This is a genomic window from Longimicrobium sp. (assembly GCF_036388275.1).
In the GTDB taxonomy this organism is placed as follows: Bacteria; Gemmatimonadota; Gemmatimonadetes; order Longimicrobiales; family Longimicrobiaceae; genus Longimicrobium.
Map to the genome: position 1 here is coordinate 1 of NZ_DASVSF010000026.1, position 14,595 is coordinate 14,595.

Annotated in this window: 11 protein-coding genes; 3 read left to right on the top strand and 8 right to left on the bottom strand. The window is 71.0% G+C overall.

The window, feature by feature from the left end; translation table 11 throughout:
- The 8 genes from ltrA to VF632_RS07740 all read right to left on the bottom strand — a co-directional run.
- A partial coding sequence (ltrA, locus tag VF632_RS07705) for a group II intron reverse transcriptase/maturase (RefSeq protein WP_331022291.1) occupies positions 1 to 1,243 on the bottom strand: 1,243 nt, incomplete at its 3' end.
- Between the two features lie 579 nt (positions 1,244 to 1,822).
- Positions 1,823 to 3,919, bottom strand: a complete 2,097-nt coding sequence (locus tag VF632_RS07710; RefSeq protein WP_331022292.1) for a M20/M25/M40 family metallo-hydrolase — start codon at positions 3,917 to 3,919, stop codon at positions 1,823 to 1,825.
- An 894-nt stretch (positions 3,920 to 4,813) separates the two neighbouring features.
- A complete protein-coding gene (locus VF632_RS07715) occupies positions 4,814 to 5,203 on the bottom strand; it encodes a DUF4259 domain-containing protein (protein ID WP_331022293.1) in 390 nt (129 codons plus the stop codon).
- Positions 5,204 to 5,244: 41 nt separating this feature from the next.
- On the bottom strand, positions 5,245 to 6,789 hold the full coding sequence (locus tag VF632_RS07720) for a serine/threonine-protein kinase (protein ID WP_331022294.1): 1,545 nt from the start codon (positions 6,787 to 6,789) through the stop codon (positions 5,245 to 5,247).
- 185 nt (positions 6,790 to 6,974) lie between these two features.
- Positions 6,975 to 7,304, bottom strand: a complete 330-nt coding sequence (locus VF632_RS07725) for a hypothetical protein (RefSeq protein WP_331022295.1) — start codon at positions 7,302 to 7,304, stop codon at positions 6,975 to 6,977.
- 56 nt (positions 7,305 to 7,360) lie between these two features.
- Entirely contained in the window at positions 7,361 to 8,608 is a 1,248-nt protein-coding gene (locus tag VF632_RS07730; RefSeq protein WP_331022296.1) for a winged helix-turn-helix domain-containing protein, read from the bottom strand.
- A gap of 113 nt (positions 8,609 to 8,721) precedes the next feature.
- A complete protein-coding gene (locus tag VF632_RS07735; RefSeq protein WP_331022297.1) occupies positions 8,722 to 9,273 on the bottom strand; it encodes a Uma2 family endonuclease in 552 nt (183 codons plus the stop codon).
- Positions 9,274 to 9,400: 127 nt separating this feature from the next.
- Positions 9,401 to 9,940: an acyl-CoA thioesterase gene (locus VF632_RS07740; protein ID WP_331022298.1), complete on the bottom strand. Its 540-nt coding sequence runs from the start codon at positions 9,938 to 9,940 to the stop codon at positions 9,401 to 9,403.
- Between the two features lie 206 nt (positions 9,941 to 10,146).
- On the opposite strand from VF632_RS07740, the gene VF632_RS07745 reads away from it, so the two are divergent.
- The 3 genes from VF632_RS07745 (at position 10,147) to VF632_RS07755 (ending at position 14,585) form a co-directional block, all read left to right on the top strand.
- Entirely contained in the window at positions 10,147 to 10,368 is a 222-nt protein-coding gene (locus VF632_RS07745) for a hypothetical protein (protein WP_331022299.1), read from the top strand.
- 132 nt (positions 10,369 to 10,500) lie between these two features.
- On the top strand, positions 10,501 to 10,722 hold the full coding sequence (locus VF632_RS07750) for a DUF2905 domain-containing protein (RefSeq protein WP_331022300.1): 222 nt from the start codon (positions 10,501 to 10,503) through the stop codon (positions 10,720 to 10,722).
- Positions 10,723 to 10,733: 11 nt separating this feature from the next.
- A complete protein-coding gene (locus VF632_RS07755) occupies positions 10,734 to 14,585 on the top strand; it encodes a hydantoinase B/oxoprolinase family protein (RefSeq protein WP_331022301.1) in 3,852 nt (1,283 codons plus the stop codon).
- The last annotated feature ends 10 nt before the right edge of the window (positions 14,586 to 14,595 follow it).

The window sequence follows — 14,595 nt, forward strand, 5'->3', positions numbered from 1 at the left end:
ACGCGTTCACCTTTCGATGGGCGCGGCGCGGGTGCCCGTAGCTGAAATACCCTCTCCAGCCCCGAAGCTCCTGGCTCACCTGCTGAACCAGTTCGGACACGGGCACGAAGCACTGCTTCGGCCCTGTCAGCTCCCGGACGCGCTCCTTGCGGCGAGCCACCGCCTTGTCTGAAGGAACCGCCGTCAGATAGCGGAACTTTCTTCCATGGCGATCCCAGTCGTAGCGGAAGGTGTAGCCCACGAAATCCAGGCTCTCCCCGCTGGTCCGGGTCACGCTCACCACCCGGGTCTTTTCCCGGTTGATCGTCAGGCCAAGCCATCCTTCCACGGTTCTTTCCACCCAGTTCGTGATCGCAGCCGGGACGTACCGCGCCATGATCACGAAGTCGTCAGCATAGCGGACCAGCCGGGCTTTCGCCCACGTCCCTGGCCCATGACTGCGGTGGAATACCTCGTCGAACCAGTGCAGGTACAGGTTGGCCAGCAGGGGCGAGATCACCCCGCCCTGCGGCGTCCCCTGCTTTGGCCGGCTCACCGTCCGCCGGCCGTCCTCGCCACGATCTTCCACCGGGGCATCCAGCCACATGCGGATCAGGGCGAGGACCGAACGGTCCGCCACCCGCCGCTCGACCGCCTTCATCAGCTTGTCGTGCGGGATCGTGTCGAAGTAGGCTTGTAAATCCGCATCGTAGATGGCCGTGTATCCCGCGCGCAGATTTTCTTCGATCTGCGCCAGCGCATCCTTCGCGCTGCGCTTCGGCCGGTAGCCGTGTGAACACTCCAGGAAATCCGCTTCGAAGATGGGCTCCAGGATCAGCTTCGCTGCCGTTTGCACCACCCGGTCACGGATCGTCGGAATGCCGAGCGGCCTCAGCCTGCCGTCGGGCTTCGGGATGTACACGCGCCGCACCGCCTGAGGACGGTACGTCTTCGCCTTCAGCGACTGGTGCAGTTCCGCCACCAGTGCATCCGGCCCCCCGGGTGAGTTCTCGATCTGCTCGATCGTGACCCCATCCACCCCCGGTGCGCCTTCGTTACGGGCCACCAGGTCCCAGGCCGCCTCAAGCACGTCTTGCCTGTGGATCCGGTCGTACAGTGCATAAAACCGGAACTTCGGCTCTCGCTTCGCCTTCAGGTACAGCTTCTGTCTCAGCGTGAAGAGCTTCAGGGGCAGGCCCTTGCCGTTGGCCGCAAAGGCCTCCGGCACTTCCTCCCCGTCTCCCGTAGTGGCGTCGTGACGCAAGCGGTCTCTCCTCGTTTCTGACTCCGCATCCCACCGGCAGGGGCCCTTCGCTCCACGGGAGTTACTCCGCTTCCCCGCTACTATGGCCCCCTCCGCCACCCGGCCGTGCGGCACACGCTGGTTATGGTTTCCCAGCCGCGCCTCGGGGCACGACCCCGCACGCCGGGTGCTTCTCAGGTTCCTCGACCCCTCTCTCGATACGCGCCGTCCCCTACCACCCCGGAGAGCCGACAGGTGCACATGCCTGTGTCTTCCCTGTTCGTGCTGGCTTCACCATCTCTGAAAGGCTGGCCGCTCTCATCTTTGCGTTTCGAGGCTGAACCGGGTTCGCTTTCGCTACGGCTCGCACCGTGCGCCTCGCAGGGCTTCAGAGCTCCGGTTGCCCGGCCACCCTGCCTGCTCGGCTACATGTGTCACAGGCATTTCACATGGTGAACTCCTTTCAGTTCACAAGAGAGGTCAGGCTTCGCCTGACGCACCAGAGGGCGCAGAGAAAAGGGAGAGGACGCAGAGGGCCCATGCAAGCGCCTCTGCGTCCTCTCTGTCCTCTCTGCGTCCTCTGCGTGAAACTGCAGTTTTTCAGTTCGTGAGCGCGCTCCGGGCTTCCACGAGCGCAGTCGTAGCGGCGTCGAACCGCGAGGCCAGGTCGGCCACCTCGCGTTCGGTGAGCGCGCGGTCGCTCGCGCGGACGGCTTCGGACACGGACGGGAACACCACGTTCGAGTATCCGTTGTTCTCGTCCGCGGCGTAGATCAGCGCGCGGAACCAGGGCCGCGTACCCAGCCCCTCCGGCCGGGTGAGCGCGCGCTCCACGCGCATCAGTGCCGCGTTGGTGCGCTGCAGCGTGGCGCGTCCCGGCGCCCGGCCGGCGAGCGCGGCGTCGCGCGCGGTGGCGAACTCCGTGGCGGCCGCGTGCATCCGGTCGATGGACGCGCGCAGGGGGTCCGTCGACAGCTCCCACCCCTGCTTGCGGATGGCCGCATCCATCATGGGCAGGTAGCCGCGCATGGTCCGCGCGAACTCGGCGTAGTCGTACGGCAGCACGTCGGCGTTGGCCAGGCGCAGCATCATCGCCGCGCCCACCTGCGCGGCTGCCGCGTGGCTCTTCCACTCGGGGTCGCCAAAGCGCCGCATCCACTCGTACGAGTCGTACTGGGAGTGGTACACGCCGTACCGCCCGCCGAAGCCCCAGTCCGCGTGCGGAATGCCCAGGTGGTTGTAGAAGCCCGCGAAGTCGGATCCGCCCCCCGGGTCGCCCATCGACGGCTCCATGGAATCCGCCACCACCGAGCGCCGCCGCCACGCCTCGTACACGCTCCCCTGCCCGGACGGGTCCGGCACCACGCGGGCCACGTCGCGCAGCGTGGCCCGCAGCGAAGGCGAGCCGCCGCCGCCGAAGTCCGGCCCCAGCGCCGACGCGTCCTGGTTGAGGTACGCCACCGCGCCGCGCATCAGCCGTGCGCTGTCCTGCTCCACGTACTCGGTGCTGCCGATCAGCCCCCACTCCTCGGCGTCCCAGGTGGCGAACATCAGCGTCCGTCGCGGGCGGTTGCCGCTGGCAGCCTGCTCGATCAGGGCGCGCGCCGCTTCCAGCACGCTCACCGTGCCGCTGACGTTGTCGGCCGCGCCGGGGCCCCAGGCGTCGCGGTGCGCGCCGATCATCACGATCTCATCCGGGAACTCCGATCCGCGGATGATGCCGAAGGTGTTCCAGATCTCCTTGAACCCCGCCGTCTCCGCGTCCGTCTCCACCCGCAGCCGAGCGACGATGGGGCCGGGGCCCACGTGATAGCGGAACGGGAGCCCGCCCTGCCATTCCTGCGGAACGTCCGTACCGCGGATGCCGCGCAGCAGCTCGGCCGCGTCGCCGTACGCCATGGGCACCACGGGAATGCGCGGGACGGACATCTCGCCCGCGGGCAGGCGGCGCGCGCCCTCGACGCTGGCCCATCCCGGCGTGGAGGGGTCGCCGTTGCCGTTCATCACGCTGCCCCGCTGCACGGCGTCGGCGGAGCGCATGGGGCCTTCGGGATACACGTCGTCCACCACGTAGCCGTCATCGCGCGGATCGCTGTAGATGATCAGCCCCACGGCCCCGTTCCGCTCGGCCTCGCGCGCCTTGATGCCGCGGTAGCTCCTGCCGTAGCGGGCGATGGCGATCTTGCCGCGCACGCTGACCCCCAGCGAGTCGAGCCGCGCGTAGTCCTCGATGAGCCCATAGTTGACGTACACCACCTCGGCCGACACGTCACCGGCCGCACTGTAGCCGTTCACCGTGAGGTACGGCGGCATCCCCGACGTGCTGTCGCCCGGTACGGCGGGCTCGGCCAGCTCCAACTCCATGGCGTCGGGCGAGACGCGCCAGGCGCGGACGGCGGTGGCGTGCGGCAGCCAGACGCGGTATTCGCGCACCTCCGTCTGCAGCCCCATCGCGCGCATCTGCTGGATCACGTAGTCGCGCGTGCGGGCCTGGGCCGGGGTGCCCGCCACGTGCGGCTCGGCGCTGAGCACGCGCGCGTGGGCATGGGCGCGCTCGGGCGTGGGGGCGCGCACGGCGGCGGCCTCGGCGGCGCGCTCGCGCTCGGCGGACCGCGGCGAGTAGCCGGGCATGGGCTGCTGGGCGGCGAGTGCCGCCGGGATCAGCACGGCGGCGAGCGGGGCGATGCGTCGGAACACGGTGCGCCGGGGGTGCGGGGACTCTGCCGAGAGGACGAGCGGAAGGTATTCGCGGCGGAGGGGATCGGAAAGCGGGGCGGTCGTGTTCAGCCGAGGCCTCGACCCTGCTGGGGCGACTGAAGTCGCGGCAACGACGGCCCAAAGTCCGCCTTCGCGGACTGCTAGCGGAGTCAAGCGCGCCAGCTAAACCTGCCGAAGCGCACCTGTCATCCTGAGCCGCAGGCGCACCTTGCCGGCCCGTACGCCAGACCTGCCGCGCCGAAGGACCTAACCGCGGACGGGTACCAGCCAGGGCGCGGCAGCGGGCACGGCAGCCGAGGTCTCGGCCCTGCTGGGGCGACTGAAGTCGCGGCAACAACGGCCCAAAGTCCGCCTGCGCGGACTGCTGGCGTAGTCGGGCGCGCGAGGCCGTCCACAGCGCAATCGAATTCTCCCCTCTCCGCACAGCAGTACCGTGCGAGGAGGGGCCGGGGGAGGGGCCAACAGCGGCGTGCGCCGGCAACGTGGAGGGTGCGGGATCACGCACTCTGCACCTGCTGAAGCGCGATCGAATTCTCCCCTCTCCCGCTTGCGGGAGAGGGGCCGAGGGTGAGGGCAGCCGGGGCATGCGCCGGCCCAGTTCGAAACGCCCGATGTTGCGGCCTCTGCTCCGGTGTCCGCTGCCGCGCCCACGCTATTACGTGCCCTCGGCAAGATCCTTCGGCACGCGTGGGATGTGCTGCGGGCGGGTGCGGCGCGCCTGGGCATCGGGATGACAAGGCCGGGCGTTGCAACGAGTTATGGCGAGGCGCCACACTGGCTCCCTTCTCCCCCGCGCAGTGTGCGGGGGAAGGGCTGGGGATGGGGGGGGCCGCGGCGTGCGCCGATGTCCGTCTGCCCGCCACGACCTTTGTTCTACCCGAGCCGCCCCAGCAGATCGTCGATGTGCCCGTACCACTCGGCGGGATCGCCCTCTCCCCACAGCACCTTCAGCCCGGACGAGGAGCGGACGCGCTGAACGGCGGCGCGGGCGCGCTCCGTGAGCCCGGGATCCGGCTGCAGGCGGGCGGACGCCATCCAGTCGACGATCTCGCCCGGGAGGTCCGCCAGCGGGCGGCCGTCGATCGCGGCGACCACCTCCGCGGCGGCGATGGCCACCGACGCCTCCGGCTCCCCGGGCTCGCCTTCACCCGTGACGGTGGCGAACGCGGCGTCGATCGGCGCCAGGTCGCGCGCGTGCTCCAGGTCGGCCAGCCAGTCTACCGCGTCGTCGTTGTCGAAGCTCCCCGCACCCCACGCTCCCATCCGTTTCTCTCCTTGGCGATTCTTATCAACCGGGACGCCGGTCAGGTCCCCGGATGGTACGCGTCCAACGGCAGGCGCCGGCGGGTGAGGCGCAACGTGATGAAGCTCGCGACCACCTGCACGCCGAAGACGGCGGCCAGGGTGATGGCCGGATCGCCGTCCGTCCCCACGTAGTAGACCGCCCCGCCGGTCGCGAGCATGCAGGCCGCGACGCCCAGCCCCAGCCGCCCCCGCCCCCCGTTCAGCCGGTGGACCGCCAGCGGCGTGAACAGGATGGCGGCCGCGGCACCCGCGTAGACCCACCGCGTGTCTTCCGCCGTCACACCCATGCTCGCCAGGGCCCACGCGCCCACGAACAGCGCCAGCGCCGTGCAGGTGATAATGAACTGCCACAGTCCCCGCGCGAACCGGCGCATCGCCCCCGCGCGGGGCGGCGGGTACGCGGCGGGCGGATACGCGGCCGGTGGCGCCGCGGCCGCCGGATATGCGGTCGGCGCCGCGGCGGACGGATACGCATGCGCCGGCGGCGGCGCGTACATCGCCGGCGCGGGAATGGACGCGTGCCCCCGTGCGGGCGGCGGCATCTGCATCCGGGTCTCGTCGTCGGGCGACGGCTCCACCGAGACGGCGGCCGCGAGGGATGCCCGCGGCGTCCGCACGGGGGGCGGCGTGGTGGCCGTGTGCACCGGGGGTTCCGAGGACAGGGGCGTCGCGCCGGTGGAGAGGGCTTCGGCGAACTCGGCCGCGTCGCGAAAGCGCTGCGCCGGGTTGGCCGCCATCGCGCGCTGAAGCGTCTCCACTACGGCCCGCGGCAGGTGCGGCGCGCGCTCCGGCAGCATGCGCACGGACTCGGCCGCCTCCATCGCCATCCGCCCCGCATCCGTGGCGGTAAACGGGCGCAGGCCGGTGAGCAGGTGGTAGCCCACCGCCCCCAGGCTGAACACGTCGGACGCGGGGGTGATGCGGTCGTCGCCGCGCATCTGCTCCGGCGAGGCATACGCGGGGGAGAACGGCGCGCGTCCGTACTCCGTCAGCTGCGCCGCCGTCGCGCCCTCGTCTCCCGCCACCTGCGCAATGCCGAAGTCCAGCACGCGGACGTGCAGGTCGTCGGCGTGGTCGCCCTCCAGGAGGAAGAGGTTGCCGGGTTTTACGTCGCGGTGCACCATGCCGACGCGGTGGCCGGCCGCGAGCCCGCGGGCGGCCTGGCGGAGGATGGAAAGCGACACGTGCGTGGGCGGCGGGCCGCTGCGCGCCAGGCGCATGGCCAGGTCCTCGCCGTGGAGCAGCTCCATCACCAAAAAGTCCAGCCCCAGCTCCTCGTCGGCGCCGAAGTCGTGGATGGCCACCACATTGGGGTGGTGAAGCGCGGCGGCGGCGCGCGCCTCGCGAAGGAAGCGGGCCTGCAGGCGCGCGTGCTCCGCCGGCTCGTGCGCCACGATGCCGATCACCTTTACGGCCACGGCGCGGCCCAGGCGCTCGTCGAGGGCGCGGTACACGGCTCCCATGCCGCCGCGTCCCACGACCGCCTCGATGCGATAGCGCCCGCACAGCGTGCGGCCGGTCAGCAGCCCCGCGATTCCGTACATCCGCCCGGTGGTGAAGGTGCCCGCCGACGCCCTGCGAATTGCGTGCGTGAGAATGACTTACGAGAGGTGCTGCGGATCGGTTTCGGCAAGTCGGCTACCAGAGGATCTCCAGACCCGCGACGTTGGCGATCTCTGGATCGCGCGTGATCAGAGGCACGCCGAGTTCGCTCGCCGTCCCGCGAGCGTCATCGGAGATCCGCGAGCTTGGCTGCCGCCAGGCGGGTCTGCTCTCTACGCCGCGCGGCGATCCCCGCCTCGATCTCCACATCGTCGACCAGCGGCACGACCAGCCCGCCATGCGGAACGGGGCGGCCGTTCAAGCGGTCCAGGGACGCGGCCTTGGCGACCGCGAGCCGATAGTGCTCCGCGTCCACGATCACCGCCGGCCGCGCCGCCACATCAGGGGTTACGACCACCGCCCGCCCCGGGTCGCCGGTTACCTGCTCTACGACCTCCGCCAGCCTGGCCGCGGCCTCGGGCACCGGCAGGCGGAAATCAGGATTGTGCTGGATCACGTCGGACCTCCTGGATGAAGACGCTGCGGTTAATCTATATCGGACTGTCCACTTCATCAACCGCCCCGGGAAGCTGCAATCCGCGCTGCGTCCAGACATCCCGCGATCTGATGTGCTACTTGTGGCGGGTCGGAACGGGTGATGGACACGCCGGGCGTTCCGTGCCACGCGGCGCACTCCTGGATGGCGTTCGCCACGTCGGCGGCGGCGCGGTCGCTCAGGCGCACGCCCGGTTCCAGGTACAGTGCCCGCACTTGGAAGATCCCCTCCTGCCGGTGCGCCTTGGCATCCATCCGCCCGATCAGCCGGCCGCGCCGCAGGATGGGAAGCACGTAGTAGCCGTAGACGCGCCGGGGAGCCGGCGTGTAGCACTCCAGCCGATAGTCGAAGCCGAACATCTCGCTGGCGCGCACCCGGTCCCACACCAGCGGATCGAACGGAGAAAGCAGGGTGGTGAGCGTGGGCTTCAGGCGCCCCTCGTCCGCGGCGCGCGCGGCCGGCAGGTGGTCGGGGTGCACGTAGCCGGGCTCTTTCCATCCCTCCACCGCCACCTCGTGAAGCTCTCCGGATTGCGCCAGGCGCGCGGGGAGCAGCTTCGTCGCCGTCTTGCTCGTCCGGTAGTAGTCGGCCACCCACCTGGCCTTCGCGACGCCCATCGCGCGGACGGCCTTGAGAGCCAGCGCGCGATCCACGGCTTCGGCCGGGGGCAGCTGGTCGTCGCTCCACGACGGCAGCACCCGCTCGCGAAGGTCGTAGATGCGCTGGAACCGGTCGCGCCGGCGGATCATCAGCTCGCCGGCGGTGAACAGGGCCTCCAGCATCCGCTTTTCGGGCTTCCAGTCCCACCAGGTGCCGCCCTTCTCCAGCCGCTCGAAGTCGCTGGACCGCACTGGCCCGCGCTCGCGCACCAGCGCCAGGAGCCGCGCGGCGCTTTCCGGGTGCCGCTCCATCAGCGCGTGCGACCCTCGCCACCCGGCCCATGAAGGATCGAGCATGCGGCGGCGGAACAGGGGGTAGTCTTCGGTGGGAAGGAAGCAGGCCTCGTGCGCCCAGTACTCGAAGAGCTTTCCTTCGGCCAGCAGTGAATCCAGCCACTCCGGCCGATAATCGCCCAGGCGCGACCACAGCACCAGGTACGGGCTGCGCGCCACGACGCTGATGGTATCGATCTGCAGCGCGCCCATGCGGCGGATGGCGTCGAGTACGCCGGCCCTGGTGGCGCGGCGCCGCGGACGCCGATCCAGCCCCTGCGCGGCCAGCATCAGCGCCCGCGCGGCGGATTGGGAGAGGCGGATATCGGTCACGCGCGGTGGCGGGTCAGTTCGGGGTGTGCAGTGGTGCAGATGACGGTGCGCGCCAGGGAAGATGGTGCCGGAGAGGCAAAGCCGTGTGCGCCGAGCGGGAGGGCGATCTGGGCCTAGTCCTCGAACAATTCCTCGACCGGGAACCGCCATCCCGGCACCGCCGGCTCGGCGTCGGCGACCTCGCCGCGCTTGTAGACGTCGGCGTTCTCCGGGTCCGCGGCGCGGTACACGCGAATCACCTCCGCGCGCAACGCGTCCACGTCCCACACGACCTGGGTGCCGCAGTCGAAGTAGGCCGCGCGCTTCGCCGCCATCCGCCGCTCCGCCGCAGGGCCGTAGTCCTCCGGGCTGCGCACCTCCGCAACGAACAGCGGGACGCCGTCCAGCATCTTGCCACCCGCTCGTGGACCGACATACCAGGACGCGTCGGGCGAGAAGGAGCGTCGGGGCGAATAGATGAAGCCCAGCCCGCCAGTGTAAGCCCGACCGCCGCCATGAGCCCGTTGGTACGCCTTCAGGCTGGCGAAAATGTTGCCTGCGGCCGTGCCGTGCAGATCTCCCCGGGGGCTCATGAGGAGGATCCTCCCGTCCACGAGCTCCGCCTTGCCCTCGACCTTGTAGAGGTCGTCGATCGTGGCCTCACGTCCCAAAGGTGCGATCTTCAACCTTGCCTCCGTGGGTGCGTGAGGGAATCGGTCTGGTGATCCGACGCGCTAGCCAACGTTACACAGCGGACGAAAAACTGGCAAGTCTGGACACCTCCCGCCACCGGCCGCACAGTCTGCGCCGCCGCTACTCGCGTTTGCGCGGACGGCGGCGGGCCAGGCGCTCTTCGCGGCGCTGGCGGCCGCCCTCGAAGCGGCGCTTTTCCTCGTCCGTCTCGGGGAGCACGGGGGGAACGCGCACCGGCCGGCCGGTCTCGTCGAGCGCGACGAAGGTGGCGTAGCAGGTGTTGGTGTGCCGCTCGGTACCGGTGATGGGGTTCTGCGCCATCACCTTCACCCCGATCTCCATGCTGGTGTTGCCCGTGAAGTTCACCGACGCGTGCGCAATCACCAGCTCGCCGATGTAGATGGGCTCGTTGAACTCCACCTCGTCGAAGCTCTTGGTGACCACGGGACGGCCCGCGTGCTTCATGGCGCAGAACGCCGCCGCGCGGTCGATGAACCCCAGCAGCACGCCGCCGAAGAGGGTTCCCGCCACGTTCTGGCTCTGCGGCTCGGCCAGGTCGGCGAAGGTCACCTGCGAGCCGCGCACCGCCCGGGGTACGCTGGGATCCGGCGGCGGCGTGTTCAGATAGATCTCTACCGGGCGGATATGCCGGTTGTTCATACGATGTCCGTTCGATGGTGCTGGTTCGTATACGCCCTGCTCAAGTCGCCAAGATCGCTCCCATCCGCCTGTCGCACAACCGAACGAGCGTTCTCCCGTGAGACCGGGGTGGCACGCCGGCAGCAGGATGAACACAGGTTAGGCACGCGCGTTGCACCCCGACGAAGCGGCAGGCTTTTCCGTTTCCGTCTCAGGGAGATAACCGTATGCAAATCAAGCGACTGCTGGCGATCGCCACTTTCGGGCTGGCGCTGGGCGCGTGCACCGCCGAGGTCGAGGACAAGGGCTCGCTCCCGGACGTTGACGTGAAGGGCGGCGAGGCTCCGTCGATCGACGTCGATCCCGCGAACGTGAACGTGGGCACCGACACGCAGACCGTGGTGACGCCGGACGTCAGCGTCACGCCCACCGAGGGCAACGACAAGTAGCACGCGGCAGGATTCGCCGCACCTGAGGCCCCGGCGGGCGAGAGTCTGCCGGGGCCTCGTCTTTTCCGCGCCGCCCAGCGCGCTTATCATCGCTTTTCCGAACCGCGTCCGCCCGTTTTCCTCCACATTCGCATGGACAACCGATCCGTGGGCCTGCTGATCGTGGGGCTCGGCGCCGCGATCGTCATCGTGGGGCTGCTGGTGATGACGGGCGCGCTGGGCTGGGTGGGGCGCCTGCCGGGTGACATCCGCATCGAGAGCGGCAACACGCGGGTCTACTTTCCCATCGTGACGATGATCGTCGTTTCCGTGGTGCTCAGCCTGCTGCTGGCTGTCGTGCGCCGCTTCTTCTGATCGCGCTTTCCGTGACCTGGCAGATCTGGATCGATACCGGCGGCACCTTCACGGACTGCCTGGCGCTGGACCCGGCGGGGACGCTTCGCCGCGCCAAGGTGCTCAGCAGCAGCGCGCTCCGTGGCGTGATCCGTTCCGTGGATGCGCCCGACGTGCTGACGATCGGAGAGGAGTGGGGCGCGGCGCCGGGCGTGGTGGACGGGCTGAAGCTGCGGCTGCTGGCGATGGATTCCGCGACCCGCATCCGCTCGTACGACCCGGCGGCGGGCACGGTCCGGCTGGACGGGCCGCTGTCTGGCGCCGAGCCGGGAGCCGCGGTGGAGGTTCGCTCCGCCGAGGAGGCGCCCATCCTGGCCGCGCGGCTGGTGACGGGCACCCCCGCGGACGCCGCGCTCCCGCCGCTGGCGATGCGGCTGGCGACCACGCGCGGCACCAACGCGCTGCTGGAGCGGCGGGGCGCGCCCACGGCGCTGTTCATCACCCGCGGCTTCGGCGACCTGCTGCGGATTGGCACGCAGCAGCGGCCGGACCTGTTCGCGCTGGACGTGCGCACGCCCGAGCCGCTGTACACCACCGCCGCCGAGGTCGTGGAGCGGCTGGCGGCGGACGGGTCGGTGCTGGTGCCGCTGGACCTGGACGCGGCGCGTTCCGCGGCCGAGCGGGCGGTGGCGGCTGGCGTGCGCTCCGCGGCGGTGGCGCTGATGCACGCCTTCCGCGACCCGGCGCACGAGCGGGCGCTGGCGGGGGTGCTGCGCGAGGCGGGGTTCGAGCACGTGGCGCTTTCCAGCGACCTTGCGCCGTTCATCGGGCTGCTGTCGCGCGCGCAGACGGCGACGGTGGATGCCTACCTGGGGCCGGTGATCGGGCGGTACCTGGAGGGCGTGCGCGGGGCGCTGGGCGGCGGGCGCCTCCACGTGATGACGAGCTCGGGTGGACTGGTGCAGCCGGCGGACTTTCGCGCCAAGGACTCGCTGCTCAGCGGTCCGGCCGGTGGCGTGGTGGGTGCCGCGCTGGCGGGACGGCGATCGGGGTTCGCGCGGGTGATCGCCTTCGACATGGGCGGCACCAGCACCGACGTGGCGCGGGTGGACGGCGACTTCGAGTACGTGTGGGAGCACGAGGTGGGCGGCGCGCGGATCGTCGCCCCCGCGCTGGCCATCGAGAGCGTGGCCGCGGGCGGCGGATCGATCTGCACGATCGACGCGCAGGGGCTGCGCGTGGGGCCGGAAAGCGCCGGCGCGTCCCCCGGGCCGGCGTGCTACGGCGCCGGTGGCCCGCTGACCGTCACCGACTGCAACCTGCTGCTGGGCCGGCTGGACGCCGCGCGCTTCGCGATCCCCGTTCACCCGGAGCCCGCCCGCGTCGCGGCGGACGAGCTGGCGGCGCGCGTCCGCGAGCAGACGCGGGAGGACGTCGGCGGTGAGGCCCTGCTTTCCGGCCTGATCGACATCGCGGACGAGCGCATGGCCGACGCCATCCGCGGCATCTCGCTGCGGCGCGGATACGATCCCGGCGAGTACGCGCTGGTGGCGTTCGGCGGGGCGGGCGCGCAGCACGCATGCGGTGTCGCCTCGCGTCTGGGGATCGGCACGGTCGTGGTTCCGGCGGACGCGGGGCTGCTGAGCGCGCTGGGCATCGGGCACGCGCCGCTGGAGCGCTTCGCGGAGCGGCAGGTGCTGCGGCGGCTGGACGAGATCGGCAGCGAGATCGCATCCACCTTCGAATCCCTGGCGGCCGAGGCGGTGGACGCCGTGGCGCGCGAGGGCGTCGACCGGTCCTCCATCGTCATCCGGCGGCGGATCGCCAGCCTGCGCTACGTGGGCCAGGATTCCACGCTGATGGTGGACTGGGAGCCGTCCATCGACCTCCGTACGGCGTTCGAGGATCGCCACTCCGCCATCTACGGCCACCGCCCCGCCGCGCGGCCGATCGAGGTGGAGAGCCTGCGCGCCATCGCATCCACCGTAGTCGCCGATCCCCCGGCCGCCCCCGACCCCCAGCCCCACGACGCGACCCCAGCCGCCACCCGCCCCACCTGGCTGGGCGGCGCGTGGGCGGACGTCCCGGTGTATGAGCGCGAGCGACTGCGCCCCGGCGCGCGCCTGGCCGGTCCCGCGCTGATCGCCGAGCGCCACAGCGCGACGTTCGTGGCCCCGGGGTGGATGGCGCGGCTGGATTCGGCAGAAAACGTGATACTGCAGTGCGTGAGTGCAGAAGTGGGTGTCGATCACGCCGCCGCGACGGCGCCCGATCCAGGTGCCGTTCACTCCCGCACTAACGCACTCACGCACTCACGCACTTCCTCCCCCGACGCGGTCCGCACCGAGCTCTTCATCTCACGATTCCGCGCGCTCGTGGGAGAGATGGGCGAAATGCTCCGCCGGACGGCGCTCTCCACCAACGTCAAGGAACGGCTGGACTTTTCCTGCGCGCTGCTGGACGCCGACGGCGAGCTGGTCGTGAACGCGCCGCACATTCCCGTGCACCTGGGCGCCATGGGGCTGTGCGTGCGCGCCGTCCGCGAGGCCGTTCCCATGCGGCCGGGGGACGTCGTCGTCACCAACCACCCCGGCTTCGGGGGATCGCACCTGCCGGACGTCACCGTCATCACGCCCGTTCACGACACGGACGGTACGGTAATCGGCTACGTGGCCAGCCGCGCGCACCACGCCGAGATCGGCGGAACGCGGCCGGGGTCCATGCCGCCGTCCGCGCGCACGCTGGCGGAAGAAGGCGTTGTGATCGCGCCGATGCACCTGGTGAGCGAGGGCCAGGCGCGGTGGGGCGAGATCCGCGCGGTGCTCGAGGGCGGCCCGCACCCCTCTCGCGCCGTGGACGACAACCTGGCCGACCTGGCCGCCGCCGTCGCCGCCAACCACCGCGGCGCCGAGATGCTGCGCGCGATGGCCCGCGAGCACGGGCGCGGCGCCGTGGCCGGCTACATGGGCGCGCTGAAGCGCCGTGCGGAAGACGGCATCCGCGCCGCACTGCGCGGCATTCCCGATGGCGTATACGAAGCCGAGGAGCGGCTGGACGACGGCTCGCCGCTCCGCGTCCGCATCGTCGTCGAAGGCGACCGCGCCTCGATCAGCTTCGCGGGCTCGGCGGACGTGCATCCCGGCAACCTGAACGCAACTCCCGCCATCGTCCGCAGCGTCGTCCTCTACGTGCTGCGGCTTCTGGTGCGCGAGCCGCTTCCGCTGAACGAGGGGCTGATGCGGGCGGTGGAGCTCGACATCCCCCCCGGCCTGCTGAACCCGCCCTTCCGCGATCCCGCGCGCGACCCCGCCGTGGTGGGCGGCAACACCGAGGTCAGCCAGCGGCTCACCGACACGCTGCTCAAGGCGCTGGGCCTGGCCGCGTGCAGCCAGGGGACGATGAACAACGTGCTCTGGGGATCGGAGCGTTTCGGCTACTACGAGACGGTCTGTGGCGGGTCGGGCGCGGGACCGGGATGGCACGGGGCCAGCGCGGTGCACACGCACATGACCAACACGCGCATCACCGATCCCGAGGTGGTGGAGCACCGCTATCCCGTGCGGGTGGACCGCTTCGCCATGCGCGCGGGCTCCGGCGGGGCCGGGCGCTGGCGCGGCGGCGACGGTGCCGTGCGCGAGCTCACGTTCCTGCAGCCGATGTCGCTGTCCGTCCTCACCCAGCACCGCGCGGAGGGGCCGTACGGCATGGCGGGCGGCCTGGGCGGCGCGCCCGGGCGCCAGCGCGTCGTCCGCGCGGCGGGCGGAGAAATCGAACTGAAGTCCGTCGACGGGATGGAGGTGGAGGCGGGCGACCGGCTGGTGCTGGAGACACCGGGAGGTGGCGGATTCGGGGCCCCGGTCGATGCGTCGGCGGACGCCGGATGACCGCGCGCAC

Excerpts from the sequence above, each read along its gene's own strand:
- VF632_RS07720 (WP_331022294.1), bottom strand. The coding sequence starts at position 6,789 with ATGTACGGAATCGCGGGGCTGCTGACCGGCCGCACGCTGTGCGGGCGC.
- VF632_RS07715 (WP_331022293.1), bottom strand. The coding sequence starts at position 5,203 with ATGGGAGCGTGGGGTGCGGGGAGCTTCGACAACGACGACGCGGTAGAC.
- VF632_RS07745 (WP_331022299.1), top strand. The coding sequence starts at position 10,147 with ATGCAAATCAAGCGACTGCTGGCGATCGCCACTTTCGGGCTGGCGCTG.
- VF632_RS07750 (WP_331022300.1), top strand. The coding sequence starts at position 10,501 with ATGGACAACCGATCCGTGGGCCTGCTGATCGTGGGGCTCGGCGCCGCG.
- VF632_RS07740 (WP_331022298.1), bottom strand. The coding sequence starts at position 9,940 with ATGAACAACCGGCATATCCGCCCGGTAGAGATCTATCTGAACACGCCG.